Genomic DNA, 25,208 nt, shown 5'->3' with positions numbered 1-25,208 from the left:
TGATTTTTAAAAACTAAACTTCTGGATACTTCATTGAGATCAAGTAGAGAATACCTGAAAAAATATTTAAAAAAATTATCATACAAACCCCAAAAACAATATGGTCTTTATCACTATTAATATTTCTTTTTGTATAAATCAGCATGGGAATTACTCAAAGTAGAGGTATGATAAAACATGCCAAAAAGCAGGTGTAGATAATGTTGTTTAGATAAACTATTGTTCTGAGTTCAGAACTAACATTTACTTCAGGACAACTCTCACTATAAACTACCCCAGCATTTTTAATCATAAATATCCCACCAATTAGACCAATGATTGTTGAAGGAAGTAGTAAGGCTGCCCAGACACTTAAATTGTGAAAATAATTCGTACTTATCGCCAAGATATTAACAAAAATAGCAAAAAATAAGATAATAGCAAAAAATGAACTAGTTGCTAAACCAGCAGCTTTCACCACTGAGTAACTTTTTGTTTTAAAAGTTTTAGTAATTCAATAGAAAAGCAAAGCATTTGAACCAATACATACTAATAGTAAAACAAGCTCATAACCCATTATGATTGCAACAAAATTTGGATCAAACATGTTTCATCTCCCAAAATAGTTGGCTGAACCTATATTTTTAAGAGCCTTAATAAAATAAGTGAATCAAAAAATGAAAGCAGAAATAAGAACTAATAAATTTAGTGTTAGTCCAATAATAGAAAAAATTTGGTCTATTTTTAGGCCTTTTTTACTAAAATTCAAATTAATCAACTCCATTTCTTGAGATTGTAAATTTAAAATTTAATTATTTATTAATCTAAATCAACTTCTAGTTCTAGTTCTTCTAGAGGTACTGATTGTTCTGGTGCTGTTCCTCCTCTTGTTGTTGATGGCATTATTAAGATTAGAATCCCAGCAATAAAATTACCAACAATAATTACTAATATGCCAAATATAAGATGTGGACTATCATCGCGAAAAATTTTAATGTTATATGCAATTAATGGCAAGTAGCAAATTGTTGGAACTAGTGTCAGTAATGGTAACAGCATCATTTCAGATGAGACACTTGAAATAAAAAACCATATTGTAAGCAATAAAAAAATAGTTGGCATTATCAAATTTAATAATAGTGCAATAATCAGCATAACTTTTCTATCTTTATTCATTTTTTCCTCCTAATATAACTAAATACATTTTAATTATATTTTAAAAAGTGCAATTTCTATAAAATATTTTAATTAATTAGGTTATTAAGGGTTAATTTAAAAATCCCCCTTAAAAGGGAGATTTTTACTCAATATCAACAATTAATGGTGGTTCAGTAGAACCAGTAGCATCAACACTTGATTGATTTTCATCAGTTGGGATAAGTAACATAATTCCTGAATGGGTATTTACAAAAATCAACATTAAGATTGCAAATGCTAAATGATCTTCTTTATCTTTACTGTATTTATTACAATAAATTGTCATTGGAATCATCCAAATTAGTGGAATGATAAATATTGCACTAAAAATAGTTGTCACTAAACTAAGTACAAAGGCCATTTTAAAAACTTCTTGTCTTGTTGTCTCTTTATCTGGTTCAACATTGACTGGGGCTCCTTTAATATTTATAAGTCCGATAATTGCTCCACCAAAACCTATTCCTGCTGGGATAATCATAAACACTGTTGGTCAAACTCCTCCAACAAAACCAATAAAAGATGAAAATACTGTTAGTCCAAAAATACTAAAACAAATATTTACTAAAGCTCTTGTTTGTTCTCGGTAGTTTGATTTTGCAAGTCGAGCTGCATTTATCAAAACTACAATTGTAGCTACTAAGGAAAAGGCAAGTGTGTAAACTAAAACTATCAAAGCAACTGTTAGCAATAATTCTAATACTAATGTATCATTCAAAATATCAAATTCTCCAAATTTTCAATTTGCTATAGTGGCAAGTAGTACAATTGCAAATATCAATGGAATTGCAACTGCCACAATTTGCAGTGCTAAGCCAGTTATCATCATTGTCTTTCCAACTTTTAATCTTTTTTCAAACATTTTTTTACTCCTTCTAAACTTATTATATACAACACATTAATAGTTTACAAATTTCACTCAGATATTTTTAAAAAACCTATAAAAAGGTTCAAAAATCTTTTATAATTAATGTATGGGGATGTCCTGGCTTCGACAGGATATGTTTAACCCATGACTGCAGTGGTTTGGTAAACCTTAATACTTCTAGGTTTGATAAAATGCAAACAAAAACAAAAACGAATTTGAAATGCCAGCATTTATGATCAATAATGCATCAGCTGGGGTTGCTTTAGCAGCTTAATTAATCTTTAAGATTAATAGCATTCAACGTATTGAATTGTACTTGTGCTTCAATTTAGATACGTATTACCTAGCACAATAGAAATTGTGATTTTGATAATAAGCGATTTTGAAATTTAATTATCAACGCTATGAATTAAATCTAGTTTCTTCTGTTGGTTTATAGTGTAAGTTAGAAGAGACTAAACTGTAGACGTTATGGGTCGGAGTATTTTGGACGCGGGTTCGATTCCCGCCATCTCCACCATTTTTTTATGTTTAATTGTTATTTAAGAAAGGAAAGTGAGCAAAAATGAATATTTTTATTGCTTTAATTGCTTGTCTTTCTTACACAACAATCACCTTTATAGTTTATGTGATTACCTGAGGGCTTTCACGACATATTTTTGAAAAAATTAAAATTTATTATGAATTTTTACTTGGATTTGGTCTAGGAGTGGTTTCTTTATTTGGAATTATTGTTTTAGCAATTTCTTTAAATAATCCTGAGTGGTTAAACCTTACAGTTTTATTACCTATTTTTTTATATTGAGTTTCTTTATTCTTTATTTCAGTTTATTCTTCAGTTGGAGTTGTTGCTTGTAATGTGCTAGGGACAGTTTTGTTTCCCAACCTTTTCCCTCAATATTATGGAGCTATTGAAAACCAAGAACTGATTATTGTGGTTGTAGTAGCCTATCTAGTTCCCTTTATTTTATATTGAATTGGGTTTTTTACTAAAAAGCTTTCAAAGTGGAGTATGTGATCATTGACAACCATTGTCTCACTAGTAGCTGCTTTATTTGCAACAGCTACAAAAATTTATGACATTCAGTACTTTAACTTTTTAATGACAATTTTAGTTTGATTAGCAGTTGGTTATTTAACCTATGGGTGTTTAACAATTGTTGAACAAATTTATGTGCATGCTTTAAGATTACAAACAGTGGTTAAATATGATGATGATTACTTCTTAAATCAATCGTCTGCACATGATGAATTGTTAAAAAAAATTGATGCCGAAAAAATTCGCTATGGAATGTATTTGACCTATTTTATTAAGGGTTATGATACTTTGGAAAACAAAATAAGCAATGTGGTGCGAGAAAAAATCACCACTGAATTTGCTCATGACTCTTATGAAATTTTAAGTCATGAATTTAATGAGGCTTTATTTTTTAAACCAAATTACAAAACTTATGCAATGTTTGTACCAATTGATAGTTTTGAAAAAGTGACTTCAGAAGAAGAAAAAAGATTATTTGCTAGAAAAGTAGAAGACTGTTTAACAGAAATTAAAAAACAATTTATTTTTAAGGACTTTAAAATTTCAATTAAAGTTAATAGTTATGTTTCAATTTATGGAATTAACTCAAATAATTTAGAGCATTTGTTTGAATTAAATCACACAGCTAATCTCAAAAAGCTTAATCATTCTGATGAGACAGTTTACTTTGTAGATCCTTTTGAAGTTTTAAATGAAAAAATTAAGGCAAAAAAACTTTTAACTTTAAATGAATTAGTACCTTTAAATAATGCAACCCCATATTTTGAGTCAATTTATAATACTAAAACCAAGGAGTATTCAGCTTATTTTGTGGGAAGTTTGATTGAAGGAAATGAAGTTTCTTCGCAAAACTTTGAAGTTTATAAAAACCTAGTTGAAGAATATGGTTTGAGTTCATTATTTAAAAGATTTTTAGCAATGAACTCAGTTAAAGATATTAAAAGAAATAGTTTGCAAAAACAATTATGCTTTGTTGAGTATGATGCAAGGTTTTTAGCGAGTTCAGACTTTGATGTTAAAAAGTTTTTAGCTCAATTAAGGTATCATAAAATTAATCCAAATAAATTAGTTTTATGTTTTGATGCCCAAGTTGATGTTGACAATGCAAAAATCATGAGTCAAAATATTAAACTGTTAAAAAATCAAGGTCTTAAAACAGCTTTATTGCAATTTGGAGCTGAAAACACTGAATTTGGATTAATTCCAATTTATAATCCAAATTATTTATTCATTGAACGAAGTATTTGTAATAAAATAAACTTATTAAAACAAAATAAAGACATAGTTCAAAATATAGCAAAAATTGCTGTTAAAATTGAAGCACAAGTTATTGCTCCAGATGTTAACAGTTATATGATCTTTAAAACTCTAAAAAACCTAGGAATTGAATTATTATTTGGCGAATTAATAGGTTTAGGAACAAAACCAAAATTGGTTATTGACAATGAGTTAAGATATTTACTAAACAAGTAGTATGAAAAGAGGAATTTTATGGAAAAAATTGAATCACCAGCATCCAAGATAAAAGAGGAATTTGAAGAACACCTCAAAGTCAACAATATTGCTGGAATTAGAAATATAGCAGAAATGTATTATCCAGCTGATGTGGCTGAAGCTATTAAAGACTTTAAAATTAAGGATTTAATTTTAATCTTGAGGTTTTTACCCACTGAAGATAGTGCTGAAATATTCACTTACTTAGATAATACTGTGCAAGAAGAAATAATTGACCAGTATACAAGTGTTGAAATTAGAGAGTTATTTGATGAAATCTTTACAGATGATGTGGTTGAAATTCTTGAAGAATTACCAGCCAACATTGTTAAAAAAATCTTAAAAGCTACAACTCCTGAATCACGTTTAGATATTAATCATATCTTAAACTATGATGATGACACTGCTGGAAGTATCATGTCAGTTGACTTTTTAATTTTAAATACAGGTCAAACAGTAAAAGAAGCCATTAGTACAATTCAAAAACAAAAAGATGATGTTGAAAATGTAACAGACTTTTTTGTTGTTGATGAACTAAATAACTTAAAGGGTTATGTTGACATTAGAACTTTATTTTTTTCAGATGGTGACAGCAGTGTTGAAACCATTATGAAAGATAGGGTAGTGTATGCTTATACTACTACAGACCAAGAAGAAGTAATTAATCAATTTAAAAAATATGGTTTAAACAACTTACCAATAATTAATTCAGAAAATAAATTGGTAGGAATAATTACAGTTGATGATGTAATTGAAGTAATTGATGAAGAAGTTACTGAAGACATTCACAAAATGGCTGGAATTGCTCCAATTGAAGACACTTACTTTAAAACTAGTGTTTGAAAAATGGTTCGTTCAAGAATCTTTTCTCTCTTATTTTTAATGCTATCAGCAACAATTACACAAGTCATTATTACAGTTTTTATTTCAATTTACATAAAAGCAAGTCCAAGACAAGCAGATGATTGAAACCCAAATGATTTTGTGACAATTTTGCTAGCACCTTTAATTACAGTCTTGTCAAGTACTAGTGGAATTGCTGGAGGTCAATCTTCAACAATGTTGGTGCGAGCAATTTCTTTAAATGAAGTTCAAAGCAGAGATTTTGGTAGAGTCATGTGAAAAGAACTTCGAGTTGGATTAATTTGTGGAACCATAGTTTCAGTCACAAATATTTTGAGAATGATTATTGTTTATGCAATTCAATTTGAAGGTAACTTAGATGAAAAAATCTTATGATTTACTATTTCAACACTAACTGTCTCAATGTTTTTATCAATTGTTGTTTCTAAATTAATTGGGGGAACTTTACCAATTATTGCAAAAGTTTGTAAATTAGATCCAGCTGCTGTTACTACACCAATAGTGACTACCATCATTGATATCTTATCAGCAACAGCTTTCTTCTCAATTGGATTAGCATTTATCAATCAAATATAGTAAAGGAATATTATGAGATTAAGAAATAAAAATTGAACCAAAGATTTTATAGCAGTTAATCAACAATATATGATTTTTAATGAAGGTGTTTTAACACCAAGTAAATTATTTGCTGACCCAAATAAGCCATGTTATTTAGAAATTGGCTGTGGCAAAGGACAGTTTATTATTAATAACTCCCTAACTTATCCTGAACGTAATTTTATTGGTATGGAAAAAGAAACCACTGTAATTGGAGTTGCTTTAAAAAAAGCGCTAACCATTTTACCAAGTGGTTTTAGTAATTTAAAATTTTTAAACTGCTATGCTGAAAACCTTTTAGAGATTTTTGCTCCCAATTCATTGGCTGGAATCTACTTAAATTTTTCAGACCCATGGCCTAAAGCAAGACATGCTAAAAAAAGGTTAACTTTTATTAAGTTTTTAGAAGTTTATTATGAATTATTAAAACCAGGGGGTTTAATTGAAATTAAAACAGATAATGATAAATTATATGTTTCAAGTTTAGAACAAATTAATCACTCAAAATTTGAAATTATTTATAATAACCAAGATATTTATTCAGATCAAAATATCTTAAAAACAAATATTCCTACTGAATATGAAGAAAAATTTCATAATCTAGGGAAAAACATTTACAAGATTATTTTAAAAAAGTAGAACTATTCTTCTGAATTAGGTTCTACTTTTTCTTGCTCTATTTTTTGAGCTGCTTCAAAAGCTGCTTTTTGACTTTTATATTCTTTTAAAAATTCTAAGTAATCTGCTTTAAACTGAGGACTATTATCAAGCAAGTAAACATCAATACTGAAAAATAGGTAAAAATATAAAATGTTTATAACAAAAACTATTAAAAAAACTCACCAGTTATTACGGGCATAAGTGGCAAAACCTATTTTGAGAATTAGCCCACCACTTGTTAGTTGAATAAAAAAAGTTGCAATTGTTAGTAAAAGAATAAAAATGTGAACAAAGTTACTTTTTTTTACAGTAACTTCAACTTCATTTGTAGTTAAATCTGTAGTAGTTTCAATATTTGTAAAAATTGTCAAAGCTGAACGATTAGAATTTAAAACAAAACTCACAAAATACATTATTAAAAAATTTAAGGCAAATTGGGAAGCAAAAATCACTTTATTTTGCTTTGTTAAAGGTAAAACTAAGATTACAATTAAACTAATTGTAATCAAACTGAAAATCACAGCACCCATTCAAAGTAAGTTTTTTCTCAAGTAGGGTTTTATTGTTTTAAATTCCATAATTTTAATCACCTAGAAATTATTATATAGTAATTACTTGTTTTAAGGGCTACCTTTTAAAGAATATATAACTCCACTAATTGGTGGAAATTTTTTAGTTTTTTTTAAAATTTACAACACATTCTTGTTAGATAAGATATAATAAAAATGTAAATAAACGAAACGTACTTTTAAAGGTTGTTTTAGAAATTGTAAATTGGTTTAAAACAATGGGAGGAAATATTGTTATCTTTTAGAGAAAAAGGTGCCTTACTTTCTCTTTTTTTATAAAAAATTTCTTAGTTTATCTACACTCTATTTATAAGAAAAACATAACTCAATAAGGAGACATGAATATATGAAAAAACTATTATCAGCATTGATGGCAACAACAATCGTTGCTTCAAGTTCAGCAAGCGTAATAGCTTGTGGGTCAAATGACAGATTTAACGAAATTTGACTAATTACAGATGCAGGAAAAATCAACGATAAATCATTCAATGAAAGTTCATTTAATGGAGGAAACAAATTTTTAGATGATTTTATTGGAAACAAAGATGACAAAGGCGAAAAAATTTACTCTTCAATTGCTTATTCTGAGCCAAGAGATTTAACAGCATTGGAAAGTGCATACAATAATGCTGCTAAAAAAGGTGCAAAAACACTAATTTTACCAGGGTTTCACCATTCATTTGATGGTAAAAATAAAGCACCAGACATAATGAAAACTGTTGGCGGAAGCACAATTATTTTAGATAATGGCCATGCAGAAAAAGAAAATCAAGTGGGTATTCAATTTAGAGGGGATATCTCAGGATTCTTTGGAGGTCTATCTTCAATTGTTTGATATGCAAACAAAAATCAAGCTGAAGCTAATCCAACTGTTAAGTTAGGAACATATGGTGGACAATCATTCCCAGGTTCAGTTGATAACTTTATGGTTGGTTACTTAGCAGCAGCAGAGTATTGAAACAAATTAGATGATACTAAACAAGCAGCATTAGCACAAATAACACAAGGTTATAAACGCGTAAAAGCTGATTTTGCAAATGAAAGTGCTGTTATTGGGAATAATGCCTGAACAACAACTAGTGAAAGTAGTTCTTGATTTACAAGTAGTTTTGATGCAGGTAAAGGTGCAACAATTTCAAATGACCTAATTAACCGAGGAGCAAATGTTATAATGCCAGTTGCTGGACCGCAAACATATGATACATTAGTGGCTGCAGCATCACCAGTGCATAGTGCTAAGAATGTAAAAGTGGTGGGTGTTGATACTGATCAAGTTGAAGCATACAGCGACTATAGTGATCGTTTTATCACATCAGCAAAAAAAGATCTAGTTGGAGCAACTATTTTAGCACTTGGACATGTAAGTCAGTACAAAGACAATAGTGAAATTCAAGATGCTGTTGAAGAATATTGAAATAAAGAAAATATTGTTTTAACAAGAGATGATGTAGCAGTTAATCCAGCAACAGAAAAAGGAAAATCATGAGAAAATCAAACACTGTTTGCTGGAGGAGCAATGGGTACAAATGAAAAAAACCTGATTGTAAAAGATGGTCTATATACTAAATTATGAGAGTTCATAACTGATAATGAAGGTGGAAGTTCAGTATTATCAAGATTAACTGTAGCATCAAAAGAATTATTTACTGCTATGGGTAAACTTCCAGAGGATCCTCAGGCAAAAGCAACCATTATTGGTGGTGAAAATATTGTGAAATATGCAAATGCTGTTTTAGGTACTGAATAATATTTTAAAAATAATCTAATTATTTTAAATACTTTAGTAATTTAAATAAAGAAGAGTAGATAAGTAAAAATTGAACTCTTTTTTATTTTAGAAAGGAAAAATGAATGGGAAAATACGCTGTTGAAATGGAAGACATTTGAATGGTATTTAACAAAACCATTGTTGCCAATAAAGAAGTAAATTTTAAAGTAAAAAAAGGTGAAATTCATGCTTTGGTTGGTGAAAATGGAGCTGGAAAATCGACATTAATGTCAGTTTTATTTGGTATTTATCAGCAAACAAAAGGAACTATCAAAATTAATGGTAAAGAGGAAATTATCTCAAATCCTGTTAAAGCTAATCGGCTAGGAATTGGGATGGTCCACCAACACTTTAAAATGGTTGACATCTTTACTTTATGAGAAAATATTGCCCTTGGTGCAGAAATGACTACTGCTGGTGAAATCATAAATTCAAGAAAAATTAAAAACAAAATTACTAAAATAATGAATCAATACAATTTAAGAATTGATTTAGACAAAACAACTGCTAATGCTACAGTTGGAATGAAGCAAAAAGCAGAAATATTAAAAATCTTATATAGAGATGCAGATATACTAGTATTTGATGAACCAACTGCTGTGCTAACCCCCCAAGAGATTGACGGGTTATTACAAGTTATGTTGGAATTACAAAAAGATGGAAAGACAATTATTCTAATTACACACAAAATGGCAGAAATTAAAAAGGTAGCAAATTCTGCTACAGTTATTCGCCTTGGAGAAGTAATTGGAACATTTGATATGAAAGAAACTTCAGTTGAACAATTATCTGAAGCAATGGTTGGTAGAAAAGTTGTTGAAACTAAAAATGACTACAGTCCAAGAAGTGAAGAAGTTGTTTTAAAAATTGAAAACTTAACAATGAAAAAAGTTTCAAATACCAAAGTTATTGGTTTAGAAAACTTTAGTTTAGATGTTCATGCTGGAGAAGTTGTAGCAATTGCTGGAGTTGAAGGTAATGGACAACAAGAAATTGCTGAAGCAATTACAGGAATGTCAAAAGTTTATTCAGGAAATGTCAAGATTCACAATCATGATATTACCTATGCTTCAATCGCTTCAAGGTATAGCAAATGAAAAATAAGTCATGTTCCTGAAGATCGTCACAAACACGGATTAGTTTTAGACTTTTCAGTATCACAAAATGTAGTGTTACAAGATATTGACAATCCAAAATTTAGTCAGGCAAAAATTATTAATTCAGGAGCTGTACAAGCTTATGCTCAAACAATTATTCAAAAATTTGATGTAAGAAATGCAGATGCTGGATTTGCAATTGCAAGACAGTTATCTGGAGGAAATCAACAAAAAGTTATTTTGGGTCGAGAAATTACTAGGCCAACAGATTTACTGGTAATTTATCAACCAACCCGTGGATTAGATGTTGGATCAATTGAATTTATCCATGCTCAAATTTTAAAAGCAAAAAAAGACAATCGAGCAATTTTATTAATTTCTTATGAGCTTTCTGAGGTTCTTGCTCTTGCAGATAGAATTGTTGTTTTAAATGCTGGTAAGAAAATTGGAGAACTACCTGGAAAAGGTGCAAAAAGAGAAGAAGTTGGAAAAATGATGTTAGGAAGGGAAGATTAAAATGAAGTTTAATACAAAAACATGAATTGTAAAGCGAAAAACTGCTTTATATCTTAAGTCTCCTGGATTTACAAATAAATTCCACTATATAAAATCTTCAATTATAGCAATCTTAATTGGGTTGGTTTTAGGGTGTATCACAGTGTACATTACTGGTGGAAATGGGATTGCTTACATTACAACAATGTTTGTAGAAGCATTTTCAACCTTTGGTTCAAAAACAGGAAACCAAGTTTCAAGAACAATGAACTACACAACAGTCTTTATCTTTATGGGACTGGGATTAGCGCTAGGGTTCAAAGTAGGACTATTCAATATGGGAGGTTCAGGACAAGCTGTTCTAGGATTTGCAGCATGTTATTTAATTCTGAGAGATATTGCTACAAATAAGGGAGTTGCAGTGACAAGTCTTGATTCATCAATTATGCTTATGGTATTTGTTGTTTTCTTAATTTGTGGTATTGGAGTTTCAGTGCTAACAGGAATATTAAAGGTTTACTTTAATATCCACGAAGTTGCAACATCAATTATGTTAAACTGAACTATTTGATACATTATGAAATGATTAATTAGTGAAAATAATGCTAACTTATTACAACAAAATTGACTAGCAATTAGTGATAACACCTGAATTATTGGTTTAGTTATGGCACTTATATCAGTGGCAATAACTTGATTTGTTTTATCTTACACAACTGTTGGATACAAGTTTAATATGGTTGGTAAGCAAAAAACAGCTGCAAAATATGCAGGTGTGAATGGTAATTTGTTTATTATTATGACTACAGCATTCCAAGGTTTATTTATAAGCCTTGGAGGAATATTTTACTACTTCAATGTTCAAAAGCAGCAGACATTTTATACAGATATGGTGCCAACCATAGGTTTTGATGCAATTTCTGTAGCACTAGTAGCTTTTAATAATGTTATTGGGATAATTCCAGTAGCATTGTTATGAGGAATTATCAACTCAGGAGCACAAGCTGCTGCTGATGAGGCTATGTCCTCTCAAGAAATGAGTTATGTAATTACTGGAGTAATTATGTATTGTGCCACAATTTATATTCTGTTTATGCAATTTAGACCAATATTAATGATGAAAATCCAAAACTACATTAATAAGGATGTTGAATTAAGATTATTAATTGGTCAAAACAATGAAAAAATTAAAGAGAATCGAGCTTTAATTAGTAAAGTAAAAAATGATGAATACATTTTAAACTTAAAAAGACAAACAGAAGAAAAAATTGCACTATTAAATAATGATTTACTAATTGCAGAAGCTAACTATTTAGAATACAAAAAAAGTGAAGCTTATGCACAACTTGTGGCTGCAGGGGTTCAAAAAATAAAAGAACTAAAAGATAGTTTAGTTGCTTTAAAAGCCACAATCAAAGAAGATGTTAAAAAAGTTAAGTTAGAACAAAAAGCTATTTTAACTAAAAAAATTGAAAAAATGGATTCAATCAAAAAAATCAATACTCAATCAATTTTGGATTTAACTAAAGAATTAAAAGAAGTTAAAGTACAAAATGGTTCAAAAGAACAAATCAATGAATTAAAAAATGATATTAAAATCTTAAATGCAAATAAAATTATGTTCAAATCTTCAATTATTGAATATAAGCAAGATTATGCTCACTATATTGAAAATTATGAAGATGGAAAATATGAGTTAGTTGCTGATATGTTGTTTAAAATTAACAATGCAAAATTTGTAATTTCAAATGCTCACTTTGAACATGAAATTACAAAAATTCAAGGTGAAATTAAAACCACTAAACAAATCTTTAAAGAAGAAGTTAGAAATGAGATAACCAAATATGCAAAAATTATTTCTGAGTTAAAGGCTGAAAACAAAGAGTTGAAGGAAAAAGGTTTCAACAAGTACTACAACTCAGGATTGTATGGAATTTCAAAATATTTTAAAAACTTAAATAGAGATCATACAATTGTAATTTTAAACCAAGCAGTTATTGCAGAAAGTGAAGCTAATTTAAAAATTGTAGCACTTAAAAAAGCAGCTAAAGCAAAAGATGCTTCAATTACTATTGAAGAATTTAAAGCACAAGCAAAAGCCATTAAGAATGGACTAAACCAAGAGTTTGGTAAAAAAGTGGCTGAACTTAATGAATACATTAAAGTGCAAAACCAAAAACGTAAAGAAGCATTAGTAAGTGCTAGAAAAAAAATTGGAACTTTTAAAACTGAATGCAAACAACAACTTGCCGAAGGTAAAAACACTGTTGATAAAAACAAAGCAAAAGAAGTACTATTTAATAAAATAGCGGAGGTGCAAAATGACTATATCACTACTTAGTTCAGGAACATTTCCCTATTTAATGGGAACAACATCAAGTTTCTTTGTGGTTTTCCTACTAGCAGCTTTGGCTTCAATGTTTTCTGAAAGATCTGGGGTTGTTAACCTTGGGGTTGAGGGATACATGACAATTGGAGCCTTAACTTTTGCTATTACAACCAATAAACTATATAGTGGTTCAGATTGAACCCAGGTTGTTGGTTTCTTAACAGCATTTATTGTTGCTGGAATATTTTCACTATTACACATTTTTGCTTCATTGAAGCTGAAATGTGATCAAATTATTTCAGGAACTGCCATAAACTTATTGGCACAAGGAATTGGTCTTTTTGTAGTAACTTCAGGAGTTATTGGAGACCCAACAAAAATTGACACCTTTTCATTTAAGATATCATTAGATTCAAATGATATCTTTACAATTTACTTAATTATCTCAATGATAATTATTGCAGTAATGGGAATTTACTTCTCCCTAACAAGGACAGGTAAAAGACATATAGCAGCTGGGGAAAACCCAAATGCATTAGAAGCTGCCGGAATAAGTGTCTTAAAATATAGATTTTGATGTGTAATGCTTTCATCAGCTATTGCTGGGATTGCTGGAGCATTTTATGTTATGAACAGAACCTCAGGATCATTTTATGGATCTGTTAATGGATTTGGATTCTTAGGACTTGCAATTATGATTGCTGGACAATGAAGAATTAAATTTATTACATTATTTTCAGCAATATTTGCCTTATTCTTTGCAATTGCTGATGTATTACCAGTAATGGTTACAAGTTTCCCACAAGGAGACTGAGTTAAAGCTTTACCATTTATCTTCTCATTAATTGCTATGATGGCAATATCAAGAATGTCAAAACCACCAGCAGCATCTGGGGTACCATATGACAAATCAGCCAGATAAATGGACTATTAAAAGACCCTTTAAATAGGGTCTTTTTTATTTAAATTTTTTTCCAAGTTCTTGTAGAAAAGTGCATCATTAAAGAATGGATGATTATTTTAAAAAAACTCTTGAAACCCCCATTTTCTATGTAAAATATATATACAAGTGAAATAAAGTTTCATTTATACAAATAGTTGGAAAATTTTTTGTAAAAAGTGTTAGAATACTAGTATAAGGAGTGAAAAACATGACACCACATATTAATGCAAAAAAAGAAGACATAGCAAATGTAGTCTTAATGCCTGGAGATCCATTAAGAGCTAAAAAAATAGCTGAAACCTATTTAACAGATGTTAAACTGGTAAATGATGTTAGAAATATGTTTATGTACACTGGAACATATAAAGGCAAGAAGATAACCATTGCAGGAAGCGGTATGGGTTGCCCAAGTATTGGGATTTACTCATATGAATTATTTAAATTTTATGATGTTGACTGTATCATAAGGATTGGGTCAGCTGGAAGTTACAAAGCAGGAATAAATGTTTATGACATTTACAATGTTAAAGATGCTTTTGGTGAAAGCAATTATGCAAAAATTGCTGCCAATCTTGATGGTAATATAGTTCCAGCTGGGGAAAAATTATTTAACTTAATTGAACAAACAGCAGCCGAGTTAAATATTAAAACCCATACTGGAACAGCACATTCTTCAGATGTATTTTACAGATATGAAGATTCATTGGCATTTGCAGCAAAAAACAACTTAGATGTTGTTGAAATGGAATCATTTGCTTTATTTGCAAATGCCATAGTTACCAATAAACAAGCTGCTTGTTTATTGACAATTTCTGATAGTTTTATTACTAAAGAAGTTACAACTGCAGAAGAAAGACAAAACAACTTTATGACCATGGTTGAATTGTCTTTACAAACTGGAGTTAAAGTAGCAAGATAAGTTAGCTACTTTTTACCAATCAAAGTGAAAATACTCGCTATTGAATCAAGTTGTGATGAATTTAGTGTTGCCATCATTGTTGAGGGTGTCTTAAGAGCAAACATAGTTTCCTCGCAAGTTGATGAACACAAAGAATATGGGGGAGTTATCCCTGAATTTGCTGCTCGATTACATGTGAAGAACTTTGCTTGAGTGCTGCAAGAAGCTTTAACAACTGCAGCACTTGAAATTGATGCAATTGAAATGATTGCCTACACTGCTTATCCAGGTTTGATAGGTAGTTTAATTGTTGGAAAACTAGTAGCCCAAACTTTGGCTATGTATTTAAATGCGCCTCTGATGCCTTTGGATCACATTCAAGGACATATCTATGCTGCTAAAATTGAAAACAATTTCGACTATCCAGTTATATCATTAGTTGTTAGTGGGGGTCATACCCAAATACAACTACTTAAAAAACCACTAGAATTTGAAATCTTGGGAACAACCCAAGATGACGCTGTTGGAGAATGTTATGACAAAGTTGCCCGAGCACTTGGATTAACTTATCCGGGCGGACCAAAAATTGACAAATTGGCTACACAAGGGGACCCAAATAAATATAAGTTACCACTAGTGTTGCAAGATGGTTCTTATAATTTTTCATTTTCTGGTTTAAAAACTGCTTGTTTAAATTTAATAAACAAGCATAACCAAAATCAAGAAAAAATCAATTTAGCAGACTTTTGTGCAAGTTTTCAAACAACTGCTATTAAAAATTTGCTTATTAAATTAGAGAAGGCCGTAGCTAATTTTCAACCAAAAACATTGTCACTTGCTGGAGGTGTTTCTGCCAATAAGCAATTGAGAGAAACTATCAAAAAATTTGCCAAATTACATCATTTGACTGTAGCATTACCAAGTCTGCAATATTGTACTGATAATGCAGCAATGATGGCCCAATTGGCCCAAGAATATTTACAAAGGAGAGAAAATTAAAAAATGAGATCATTTTTAAGTAAATTAACAACAATTGATGAAAAAGATTTAACAACTAAAGAGTTAAAAATTGTGAATTTCATCAAAACACACCTAAAAGAAATTGTAGAAACAAATATGAAAATTGAAAGAATGGCACAAGAAGCTGGAACTGGTTATAGTGCAATTTATGGTTTATTAAAAAAATTAAATATTAAAGGATTTAGAGACTTTGCCATTTCATTGGCAAATGATGTGGAAAATCAAGAAATTAACATTGCCAAAAATGATGAAAATGTTGTTTCAGGATATATTAACTTAATTAAACAAAACTATGCTTTGATTGAAAAGCGTTCAATCTTTGAATCATTAAACATTTTAAAAGCATGTAATAAAGGAAGAATTTTCTTCTGTTACTGAGAAAACTTATTATCTGGACCAGCTTCAGAGTTATCAAACTTCTTCTATAAAGAAGGATATAATGCCTTTTTACTAGATAGTGATCAAGAGATATTAAAAGATAGAATCAACTCATCATCAGATGATGATGTCTTTGTCTTTTTCACAAGATATGGGAATTCGACTAGATTAGATCAATTTATTGAAAAAATTGGAGAACTAGGGAGAAAAATTATTTATGTTTCTGGAAAAGTAGCATCAAATGATATTACTCAATACCTATCATCAGTTCACACACTGATTGTAGATAATCCAGATCGTGCTATTTACAAAGGACATATTTCACACTCAGTGCCATTCAACTACTTTAATGACTTGTTGATGTATCACTATTTAAATACAGAAGAATAAATTGTAAATTATGAGGTAAAGTAAGATGAACAGTATCTTTAAAATTAAGCCATATTTTTCAGAAAGAATTTGAGGGGGAAGCAAACTCAGAGATTTTGGTTTTGCAATCCCTAATGAAAAAATTGGTGAAGCATGAGTTATATCAGCTCATGAAAATGGAATGGGTTATGTTGACTATTTAGGAAAAACCATTTCTTTAAAAGAATTTTATCAAAATAAAGCTTTATTTGCTGATAGTCGTGCAGAATACCCACTATTAGTAAAAATTATTACAGCAAATGATTACTTATCAGTTCAAGTGCACCCAGATGATGAATATGCTTTAAAACACCATAATTCCTTGGGTAAACCTGAAAGTTGATACATCTTAGACTGTCCAGTTGGAGCTAAATTAATTTATGGTCATAATGCCAAAACCAAAGCAGAAATGACTACTGCCATTGAACAGGGAGCTTGAAAAGAAGTTTTAAAAGAAGTAGACATTGCTCCAGGTGACTTTTTATATGTTGAACCTGGAAAGATTCACGCTATTACACCTGGAGTTACAGTTTACGAATTACAAAGATCAAGTGACATCACTTACCGATTGTATGATTATGATCATTTAGATGATTTAAAAAAACCTAGGGAATTACATATTGAAGACTCACTAAAAAATATTAAAATTCCAGATAGTGCTGATGTAATTGTTAGACAAGCACAAGGGGCAATTTTTGACTCACCATATTTTTCATTATTTTTATATCAACCTGGACAAAACTTTGCAGTAAATCCTGAAATTCCATGATATCAATTAACAGTAATTGCAGGTTCAGGAACAATTAATGGAGTTGACTTTAAGATGGGAGAATCTGCAATCTATCTTAATCAAAATCAAAAATTAGCAATCACAGGAAATCTAAAAGTAATTATTTCTTGAATTAAATAGTTTTAGGCAGAAAGTTAGGAGAATGGTAGGCCTATGGGTAAGGAAGGAAAAACACTGACGAATAATGTTCGAAAGTTTTTATATATATTTTATATGTCATTGGAGAGGCCCTTTAAACCTTCAAGAAGAAAGCGTAAAGGTGTCGACCCAAAAGTACAATCAATTCTAAGAACTAACAATATCGTGAAGAAATTTTATAAACGACCAGAACTAGAAATTACTGATTTTAAAAATATTAAAGTTATTGAGTTTAATACTGAAGATAACTTGAAAATAGTTGGTTATGATTATGAACCAAATCCTGGTAGCAATAAGTGAGTTATTGCTTGCCACTGATTTGCAGGACATAAAAATTGTTCCTTACATCATGCCAAAGTCTTTGCTGAAATGGGTTGAAATATTTTAACCTTTGATTTTCGCGGTCATGGGGATTCACAAAAAGCCACCACCACAGCAATTGATGAATATAAAGATTTATTAGCAGCCATAGCTTGGTTGAAAAAAAATAAAAAGGTTGATGAATTGGCTTTAATGGGAACAAGTATGGGTGCCTTTGTAGTCAACTATGTTTCAGTTCGCTATGCAAATATGTTAAAAGAACTCAATTTAAAATTTGTGATTTCAGATTGTACCTATAATAATATAGGTACTTTGTTTAAACATGTTAAATTGGTTTACTTAAAATTTATTAGAAAAAGAAAAAGTAATGCTTTTGTTGTTAAACAAATTAAAGTTCACCAGAAAAAAAATCCCCATACTGATTATATTAATACTGATGTTTTGAAATTGGTAAATAAAGGATCAGATCCATTAGTACCAACATTTTTTACTCATAGTCTTGATGATGCAGTGACACCACCAACTGATTCTTATGAGTTGATGTTAGCTCGTTCCAAAAAAATAGATTTAGATCATTATAAAATTTATACCAACTCAATGCATACACAAGCAATCAGATTACATTTTAAATCGTTTAATTATGAAATAGCTAGTTTTATTAATAAATTCTCACCTGATGAAAAAAGGTTTAAAGAGTTAGTTGATAAATGAGAATTGCTAACAATAACAGATAAAAAAGATAAAAAATCGCTAGAATTAGAATAAAGAGGAAAATTTATGGATATTAAAGAATTATATGCCAAGCACCAGAAGTTGGTTGGCAAACAAGTGGAGTTAATAGCTCGAGTAAGAAACCATCGTCAAGGAAAAAGTATTGGTTTTTTAGTGCTTAATGATGGAACAAGCATCAATGATGTACAAGTAGTTTATAAAGCTGATGTGGCTGGATTTAGTAAAATTAGTGAAGCCCGAGTTGCTGCAATAGTTGCTGTGACTGGAACAGTAGTGTTAACTCCAGGAAAACCTCAACCATTTGAACTACAAGCCACTAAATGTGAATTGTTAGCTCAATGTGTGGAAGATTACCCGTTGCAAAAAAAAGAACACTCACCAGAGTTTTTAAGAGAAATTGCTCATTTAAGAGCAAGAACAAAAACTTTTCAAGCAATTTTTAAAATAAGAAGTGCTGCTTCATTTGCAATACACCAATTTTTTAATTCGAATGATTTTTTATATGTACAAACACCAATTATTACAGAAAATGATGCAGAAGGTGCTGGAGAAGCATTTATTGTAACAACTCGCACAGATGCAAACTATGCTGAAGATTTTTTTGGTAAAAAAGCTGCTTTATCAGTTTCTGGGCAATTAAATGCAGAAGCATATGCTCAGGCATTTAAAAAAGTTTATACTTTTGGACCAACTTTTAGAGCAGAAAATTCATATACTTCAAGACATGCTTCTGAGTTTTGAATGATTGAACCTGAAGTGGCTTTTAGTGACCTAAAAGATAACATTGAACTAATTGAAGCTATGTTAAAAGCAGTTATTAGGTACTTGTTTGAAAATGTTAGTGAAGAGTTAGAATTTTGTGATAAAAACCTAGAACCAGGTTTAATTGAAAAACTTGAAAAAGTTAGAGATGCAAAATTTGTTGTCACTGAATATGCACAAGTCATTGAAATTTTACAAACAGCCATTGCTAATGGCCATGTTTTTGAAGATAACAATGTTTACTTTGGGTTAGATTTAGGCACTGAACATGAGCGTTATTTGTGTGAAGTAGTTAACAAAGCTCCAACCTTTGTCATAAACTATCCAAAAGAAATTAAAGCATTTTACATGAAATTAAATGCAGATCAAAAAACAGTAGCAGCAGTTGATTTACTAGTTCCAGGAATTGGTGAATTAGTTGGTGGAAGTCAAAGAGAAGATGATTATGATAAACTAATTGCTCGTTGTCATGAAATGAAAATTGATCCAAAAGAGTTGGGTTGATATAATGACTTGAGAAAATTCGGTTATTACAAATCTGCTGGATTTGGTCTTGGTTTTGAAAGATTAATTATGTATGTTACTGGAGCTCAAAATATTCGAGATGTAATTGCTTTCCCTCGAACACCAAAAAATCTATTATTTTAAAGACATTTTTAAAAGAGCTTTTGCTCTTTTTTTGCTTTTAAATTCAAATAATTCTTAAAAATAAAAAACTTTTGTGAATAATGGTGATAAGATAAAAATACTTATAGAAATATAAGCGCTGTATCAATTTAAGAAAGTATGTTTTAAAAAAACAGCTCTGTATTAATCTACCTACTTGAAAATTAAGTGAACTTTGCACCAACAAAGTTCCTTAAAAATAAAGGGGGTACCAAACAATGAACCGATTTAAAAAAAGTAGTTGATTGTTTTTAGTAATAATAATCATGTGTAGCCTTGTAATTGGTTGCGGACCAAAAAGAGATACTGAGGCCAGTTCACCAGCTGAAAGACCTTTGATGGAACTTCCAGATAAAATTGTTGAAAAAATTAGAGATGAAACCAAAGCAAATATAAGTAATTCATTTTATAAACTTTTTGGAGATGATGAAAAACCACAAATCACTTATAGTGCCACTTTTAAAGAAAACTTTTTACCAAACATTGAGTCAATAATTCATGACTCATTCCTTGAAGCACGAATGAGCATATTTGAAGAAAATGACATTGTCCATTATAAAACTGTAAAAGTTACCATGAAACAAGTTGACAAAAAAGTAATAAACAAGTGTGTAACTATCTATGACCAAGAATGTTCACTTTTGAATACTAATCTAAAAAATTCACAAGTAGTGAAAATAGCAGATTATGATATGAGAAGTTATGTGTATGAAGTTTCAACTGAAAAGAGTAAAGTATACAAATTGACCATAAATTTGAAAATTCCAATTTTAAATTTTCGCAGTTATTACTGATTAACTCTAGATGATTACATTGAAGATCACAACTTTTGAAATGAAACTAAAATTTTTGGAAGTCAATATGAGTTATATAGTTATCAGTTAGGTGGATATTATGAATTTCTTAAAACTGAAATCGGACTTGGTGAATTAAAAAATGATTATAAAATTTTTACAAAAATTGAAGATTATATTGCCAAAAAAATTATTAAAATGAGATCAGAATCAATCGGTACTGCTTTCAATCATTTATTTATGCAGTTTGACTCTTTGTTAGAAGATGAGTATGGCAGATACGATTCAAAAATATTTCAAGATAAAGAAGTAGAGAATAAGGAAGGGTTTTGTAAAATAATAAATCCAGAAGCTAAAATTAGTGAAAACCATTTTTGTGGTCAGATTGAACACATCAAGAACAAGTTTTTCCTTGATGAAAATGTTTCAAAAATTGTCTTTACAATTAGTTCCAAGATTGATGAAGGTTGACTTCATTGACCACTAAAAAAAGACTTTGAGTTATACTTTGGTAGTTTTTATAACCACAAAGATTATCTTACTATTGAGTATATGAGTGTTGAAATGTAACTAAATGATAGTTACTAAAATTTTAAAAATAAAAAAACTTTTATAAAAAACAGTGGTAAGATAAAATTACTTATAGAAATATAAGCGCTGTATCAATTTAAGAAAGTATGTTTTAAAAACAGCTCTGTATTAATCTGCCTACTTGAAAGTTAAGTGAACTTTGCAACAACAAAGTTTCTTAAAAATAAAGGGGGTACCGAACAATGAACCGATTTAAAAAAAATAGTTGATTGTTTTTAGTAATAATAATTATGTGTAGTCTTGTAATGGGTTGTGGTGCTAAACCTCCACAACATAGTATCACTAATAAAATTTATGAACTTCCAGATGAGGTTGTTTTAGAAATTAAGAATAAAACTGTAGACAACATTAAATCAAAATTGTATGATACATTTCATTCTCCATCAAAAATGAGGAGTTACACTCAACTAAACAGATGAGATGTACTTAGTAGTTCAAAGTATGATGTTAAGGACTTATTCACCTCAGCTTGAGAAAAAGTCTTGGAAAAAACCGGCTTTGAAAAAACAAACACAGTTAAAGTCTCACTGAAATTTCTTGGTGAAGAGAAGAAGCGTGAATGTTTAAATTTCGAGAATAAAAAATGCACATTGCTAAACACTAGCGTTAATGATGAAAAAATTGTAACAATTGGAGAATATGATTTTGGATGATATGAATATCAAATTTCAACACTAACAAGCACAGTCTATAAATTTAAAATCGACTTAAAAATCCCAGTCTTAAATTTCTACAATACGCCTAATTTAAATCTTGTTAAATATATTGAAAATCACAACTCTGTAAATGATTACAAGATCAAACATGAAGTTTATAGTGATTTGAATAGGTACACATTTCCTGACTATAAGAATTTTTTAGAAACAGAAGTAGGAATTGGTTATATTGAAAATGATAACTCTGTTCTTACAAAAATTGAAGATTATATTGCCAAAAAAATTCTTAAAATGAGAGCAACTTCAATTAGTCCAGCGTTTAACCAGTTGACTAAAAAGTTTGACTCTATGTTAGAAGATGAGTATAACAGATATGACCCAACTCCATTTAAAGAGAAGTCTACAATAACTACCAATTTTTGCAAAGTGGTTGATTCTTCTGCAATGATTAGTGAGAGGCATTTTTGTGGACAGACTGAAATAATTAAAAAGAAACTATTAGAAAATGGAGATACTGGAGTCTTCAATTTACATATTAAAATTTATTTTGACCATAGTTGGTCAAAAAACTTGACAGACCAAGAGAATGAGTATTTAGATATTTATCTTGGTTGATTTATATTTTTTTCTAGTGGTTCTGTTATTGTGGACTTCTAAAAAAATAAATCTAAATAAGGAGGAATGTTTATGAAAACATTATTATCATTATTAACTGCAGTGTCAATGACAGGACCTACAGTAACAAATTTAGTTAGCAAAACTAATGAAAATCAGTCATTTAAAATTGAGGACAAGATTTACTCTCCAGATGAAAAAACTAAAATTAATCTTAACAACATCAAACTAGAACCACAGGAAATTAATTTATTCAACATAATGGATAAGTTAGATGATGAAAAGGTTGTTGCCACTGATATTATGAGTGAACTTTTAAAAAACAATTCAACTAATGCAGAATTTGTTGAAGTTTCAAAATCTTTTACTAAAAGCTATGATAGTTGATTTGTGGCACTACTAGACTTACCTCGACAAGTTGGTGGTGAAACATCAGGAGACTTGATGATGTTCAATATGGATGATGAAAGTAAATTTGAAGGAGTATTGTTGGTCAAGAATTTAAAAATTGTTCTTAAAGATACACAAGCCTTACCAAAATTAAGCAGTATTATTGATGTCAAAGATTTAGGTAAAATTTCTGAAGTAAATACCCAAGAAATTAAAGACAGAGTCTTAAGTAAAAATGAACACACTGATTTAAAGGCCTCAGACTTTTTTGTAAGTGTTCTTAACTATGAATATGCAATAATAAAAGCCACTAGTAATTCTGGATATACTGGTGGGGTGAAAATAACCTTTGACTATGTAATGAGTGAAATATCAGAAATTAGCACTGATGTTGCAAGAAGTGATGCATATGATTCAACACAAAGTGATTTTCAAAGCAACTGAATTATAGTTGATGTTGATCTTGGAAGAGAAGAATTTTTGCAAAAGTACTCAAAAATGGAGTATGAATTATCAGGTTACTATTGAGTGCAAGGTGATTATAAATATAACTTTACAATCAACAAGGATGAAAATCTAGTAAATAAAGTTGAGGATTCAAAAAATGAAAATGGCGACAGCATTGATAACGAAGATTTTGCTGGTGCTAGTCATAATGAACCTAAATACTCAGAAATAAGTTTGAATGGTAGATCAAGTAAATCAGTTTTCAAATTAACATATAAAAATGTTAATGAAGAAGAAACTTGAGGAACATTATCAACTGCTTGAATTGAAGAAGATACTAAGTTATTAATTATGATTTCAGTTGAAACAAAAGTTTGGTCAACTGCTTGAAATGCTTATTGAGCTAGAGCAGAGGCTCAAATGCACATTGGAAATATTAAATTTATTTAAGATGGTAAATTAATTTAAAAGAGCTTAAAAAACAACTTTCATATTACAGCAAATCTAGTTGCTTTGATAATTTAAAGCAACTAGAAAAACCCACCGGTGGTGGGTTTTTAAATTGGTGCTATTTAATAAATTACCTCAAGAAAATACAATAATTTTTTTTGGCTACTTTACTTTAAGATTTAAAACTAATTTAAAAGTAATCACAATCATAGAGGTATTCGCAAATCCTGCTAAATTTACACTCTATTTTTGTTATAATTAAAAAAAGGAGTTGGGTCCAATGTTACTATCATTTATTATTGCAACAAAAGAAAATACACCAGTATTTGAGAAAACCTTTCAAAGCATTTTAAGCCAAAGTAATCAAGATTTTGAAATTATTTTGGTGCTTGATCGCAGCATTGTTGAAAATGCCAAACAAAACTTTGGTAAGGATATTTTTTGAGAACATGAAAATGTTAAATTAGTCTTGAACAATTCAGTACAAGGAATAGCTGCTTCTTACAACACTGCAATTTCTGTTGCAGAAGGTGATTACATAAAATTTGTTAATGAAGGAGATACATTAGAAGATAACTTTGTTCAAACAATTGCACAAAATCTTGCAAAGTACCCAGATGTTAATATTGATGTTTTAGAATATAGTGGTAAGTTATCTGGAATGGTTGATGTGGGTACAGTAACTTATTTACAATTAGATAAACTTTATGCACTCGAACAAGAGCCTGAACCATTAGCATACACAAACTTGATTTTGTTTAACAAATTATTTAGAACTAAGCTTCTACAATTATATAATTTTAAATTCCAAAGGTTTGTAAGATATGATGCTTTATTTACCTACAAGGTTTTAACCCAAACAAAGTACTATCTGCACATTGCAACTGATAAATATATTGAAGAAATTATTATTCAACAACCAGATTACTCTGCTTTTGATACAGTAAATCAGTGGGCACATATTTTTAATTATTATCGCAGAATGGGTAAATTTAAAGTGTATAAAGATGAGCTATATTATGCTTACTATAAATCAGTGTTACACATCTGATTATGAACTATAAAACACTATGATAATAAAGTTCTGTTAAAAAAATCAATTGATTTTGTTAACAAAAAAGTAGTTAATAAAATTGAGGACTTTACACAAGCAAACAAAATTTTCTTACAAAGTAAAGATGCTAAGTTTACAGAAATTTGTAAAAATTATTTAAAATATCTTAAAGATATCCAAAAATAAGTAGTTGGAGATAAAT

The 25,208-nt window shown here is 29.6% G+C and carries 21 protein-coding genes and 1 other RNA gene; 18 read left to right on the top strand and 4 right to left on the bottom strand.

All coding sequences use genetic code 4. The features are described from left to right. Positions 1–13: 13 nt before the first annotated feature. From SCLAR_RS06615 to SCLAR_RS06605, 3 genes are all read right to left on the bottom strand, one after another. A complete protein-coding gene (locus SCLAR_RS06615) occupies positions 14–586 on the bottom strand; it encodes a hypothetical protein (RefSeq protein ID WP_146638238.1) in 573 nt (190 codons plus the stop codon). Positions 587–798: 212 nt separating this feature from the next. After that, a complete protein-coding gene (locus SCLAR_RS06610) occupies positions 799–1,155 on the bottom strand; it encodes a hypothetical protein (RefSeq protein WP_100255127.1) in 357 nt (118 codons plus the stop codon). A 124-nt stretch (positions 1,156–1,279) separates the two neighbouring features. Then, entirely contained in the window at positions 1,280–2,035 is a 756-nt protein-coding gene (locus SCLAR_RS06605; protein WP_100255126.1) for a hypothetical protein, read from the bottom strand. 114 nt (positions 2,036–2,149) lie between these two features. Here SCLAR_RS06605 and ssrA point away from each other — a divergent pair. The 4 genes from ssrA to trmB all read left to right on the top strand — a co-directional run bounded on the left by ssrA (position 2,150) and on the right by trmB (position 6,674). Beyond that, positions 2,150–2,561: a transfer-messenger RNA gene (ssrA, locus tag SCLAR_RS06600) on the top strand. 45 nt (positions 2,562–2,606) lie between these two features. Then, positions 2,607–4,553, top strand: a complete 1,947-nt coding sequence (locus SCLAR_RS06595) for an EAL domain-containing protein (RefSeq protein WP_100255125.1) — start codon at positions 2,607–2,609, stop codon at positions 4,551–4,553. Positions 4,554–4,571: 18 nt separating this feature from the next. Continuing rightward, positions 4,572–6,014 carry a magnesium transporter gene (gene mgtE, locus SCLAR_RS06590; RefSeq protein ID WP_100255124.1) on the top strand — a complete coding sequence of 481 codons (1,443 nt, stop codon included), beginning with the start codon at positions 4,572–4,574 and terminating at the stop codon, positions 6,012–6,014. A 12-nt stretch (positions 6,015–6,026) separates the two neighbouring features. Next, a complete protein-coding gene (gene trmB, locus SCLAR_RS06585) occupies positions 6,027–6,674 on the top strand; it encodes a tRNA (guanosine(46)-N7)-methyltransferase TrmB (RefSeq protein WP_100255123.1) in 648 nt (215 codons plus the stop codon). 2 nt (positions 6,675–6,676) lie between these two features. Here trmB and SCLAR_RS06580 read toward each other — a convergent pair whose 3' ends face one another. After that, entirely contained in the window at positions 6,677–7,273 is a 597-nt protein-coding gene (locus SCLAR_RS06580) for a hypothetical protein (protein ID WP_100255122.1), read from the bottom strand. Between the two features lie 337 nt (positions 7,274–7,610). On the opposite strand from SCLAR_RS06580, the gene SCLAR_RS06575 reads away from it, so the two are divergent. From SCLAR_RS06575 to SCLAR_RS06510, 14 genes are all read left to right on the top strand, one after another. Beyond that, positions 7,611–9,011 (top strand): hypothetical protein, encoded by a 1,401-nt coding sequence (locus SCLAR_RS06575; protein ID WP_100255121.1) that lies wholly within the window; start codon positions 7,611–7,613, stop codon positions 9,009–9,011. Between the two features lie 104 nt (positions 9,012–9,115). Next, on the top strand, positions 9,116–10,645 hold the full coding sequence (locus SCLAR_RS06570) for an ABC transporter ATP-binding protein (protein WP_100255120.1): 1,530 nt from the start codon (positions 9,116–9,118) through the stop codon (positions 10,643–10,645). 1 nt (position 10,646) lies between these two features. Beyond that, complete coding sequence (locus SCLAR_RS06565; protein ID WP_100255119.1) at positions 10,647–12,965, top strand: ABC transporter permease subunit; 2,319 nt, start codon at positions 10,647–10,649, stop codon at positions 12,963–12,965. Next, entirely contained in the window at positions 12,946–13,875 is a 930-nt protein-coding gene (locus tag SCLAR_RS06560; RefSeq protein WP_169921867.1) for an ABC transporter permease, read from the top strand. Before SCLAR_RS06565 ends, SCLAR_RS06560 begins: the two co-directional genes overlap by 20 nt. Positions 13,876–14,104: 229 nt before the next feature. After that, entirely contained in the window at positions 14,105–14,815 is a 711-nt protein-coding gene (deoD, locus tag SCLAR_RS06555; protein ID WP_100255118.1) for a purine-nucleoside phosphorylase, read from the top strand. Positions 14,816–14,839: 24 nt separating this feature from the next. Next, a complete protein-coding gene (tsaD, locus tag SCLAR_RS06550; protein ID WP_100255117.1) occupies positions 14,840–15,793 on the top strand; it encodes a tRNA (adenosine(37)-N6)-threonylcarbamoyltransferase complex transferase subunit TsaD in 954 nt (317 codons plus the stop codon). A gap of 3 nt (positions 15,794–15,796) precedes the next feature. Further along, a complete protein-coding gene (locus SCLAR_RS06545) occupies positions 15,797–16,582 on the top strand; it encodes a MurR/RpiR family transcriptional regulator (protein ID WP_100255116.1) in 786 nt (261 codons plus the stop codon). A 25-nt stretch (positions 16,583–16,607) separates the two neighbouring features. Next, positions 16,608–17,510: a type I phosphomannose isomerase catalytic subunit gene (locus tag SCLAR_RS06540; protein ID WP_100255115.1), complete on the top strand. Its 903-nt coding sequence runs from the start codon at positions 16,608–16,610 to the stop codon at positions 17,508–17,510. A 33-nt stretch (positions 17,511–17,543) separates the two neighbouring features. Next, the gene (locus SCLAR_RS06535) at positions 17,544–18,614 is read left to right on the top strand and encodes an alpha/beta hydrolase (protein WP_100255114.1); all 1,071 of its coding nucleotides are present in this window, start codon (positions 17,544–17,546) and stop codon (positions 18,612–18,614) included. 12 nt (positions 18,615–18,626) lie between these two features. Then, on the top strand, positions 18,627–19,991 hold the full coding sequence (gene asnS / locus SCLAR_RS06530; protein WP_100255113.1) for an asparagine--tRNA ligase: 1,365 nt from the start codon (positions 18,627–18,629) through the stop codon (positions 19,989–19,991). Between the two features lie 236 nt (positions 19,992–20,227). Beyond that, entirely contained in the window at positions 20,228–21,373 is a 1,146-nt protein-coding gene (locus tag SCLAR_RS06525; RefSeq protein WP_100255112.1) for a hypothetical protein, read from the top strand. A gap of 203 nt (positions 21,374–21,576) precedes the next feature. Continuing rightward, the gene (locus SCLAR_RS06520) at positions 21,577–22,707 is read left to right on the top strand and encodes a hypothetical protein (protein WP_100255111.1); all 1,131 of its coding nucleotides are present in this window, start codon (positions 21,577–21,579) and stop codon (positions 22,705–22,707) included. A 30-nt stretch (positions 22,708–22,737) separates the two neighbouring features. After that, entirely contained in the window at positions 22,738–23,952 is a 1,215-nt protein-coding gene (locus SCLAR_RS06515) for a hypothetical protein (protein WP_100255110.1), read from the top strand. Between the two features lie 280 nt (positions 23,953–24,232). Beyond that, positions 24,233–25,192, top strand: a complete 960-nt coding sequence (locus tag SCLAR_RS06510; protein ID WP_100255109.1) for a glycosyltransferase family 2 protein — start codon at positions 24,233–24,235, stop codon at positions 25,190–25,192. The last annotated feature ends 16 nt before the right edge of the window (positions 25,193–25,208 follow it).

Origin of the sequence: Spiroplasma clarkii, assembly GCF_002795265.1 — a bacterium.
GTDB classification, from domain to species: Bacteria; Bacillota_I; Bacilli_A; order Mycoplasmatales; family Mycoplasmataceae; genus Spiroplasma_A; species Spiroplasma_A clarkii.
Note: the sequence above shows the minus strand (reverse complement) of the source record. Positions and strands in the feature narration are given on the sequence as shown.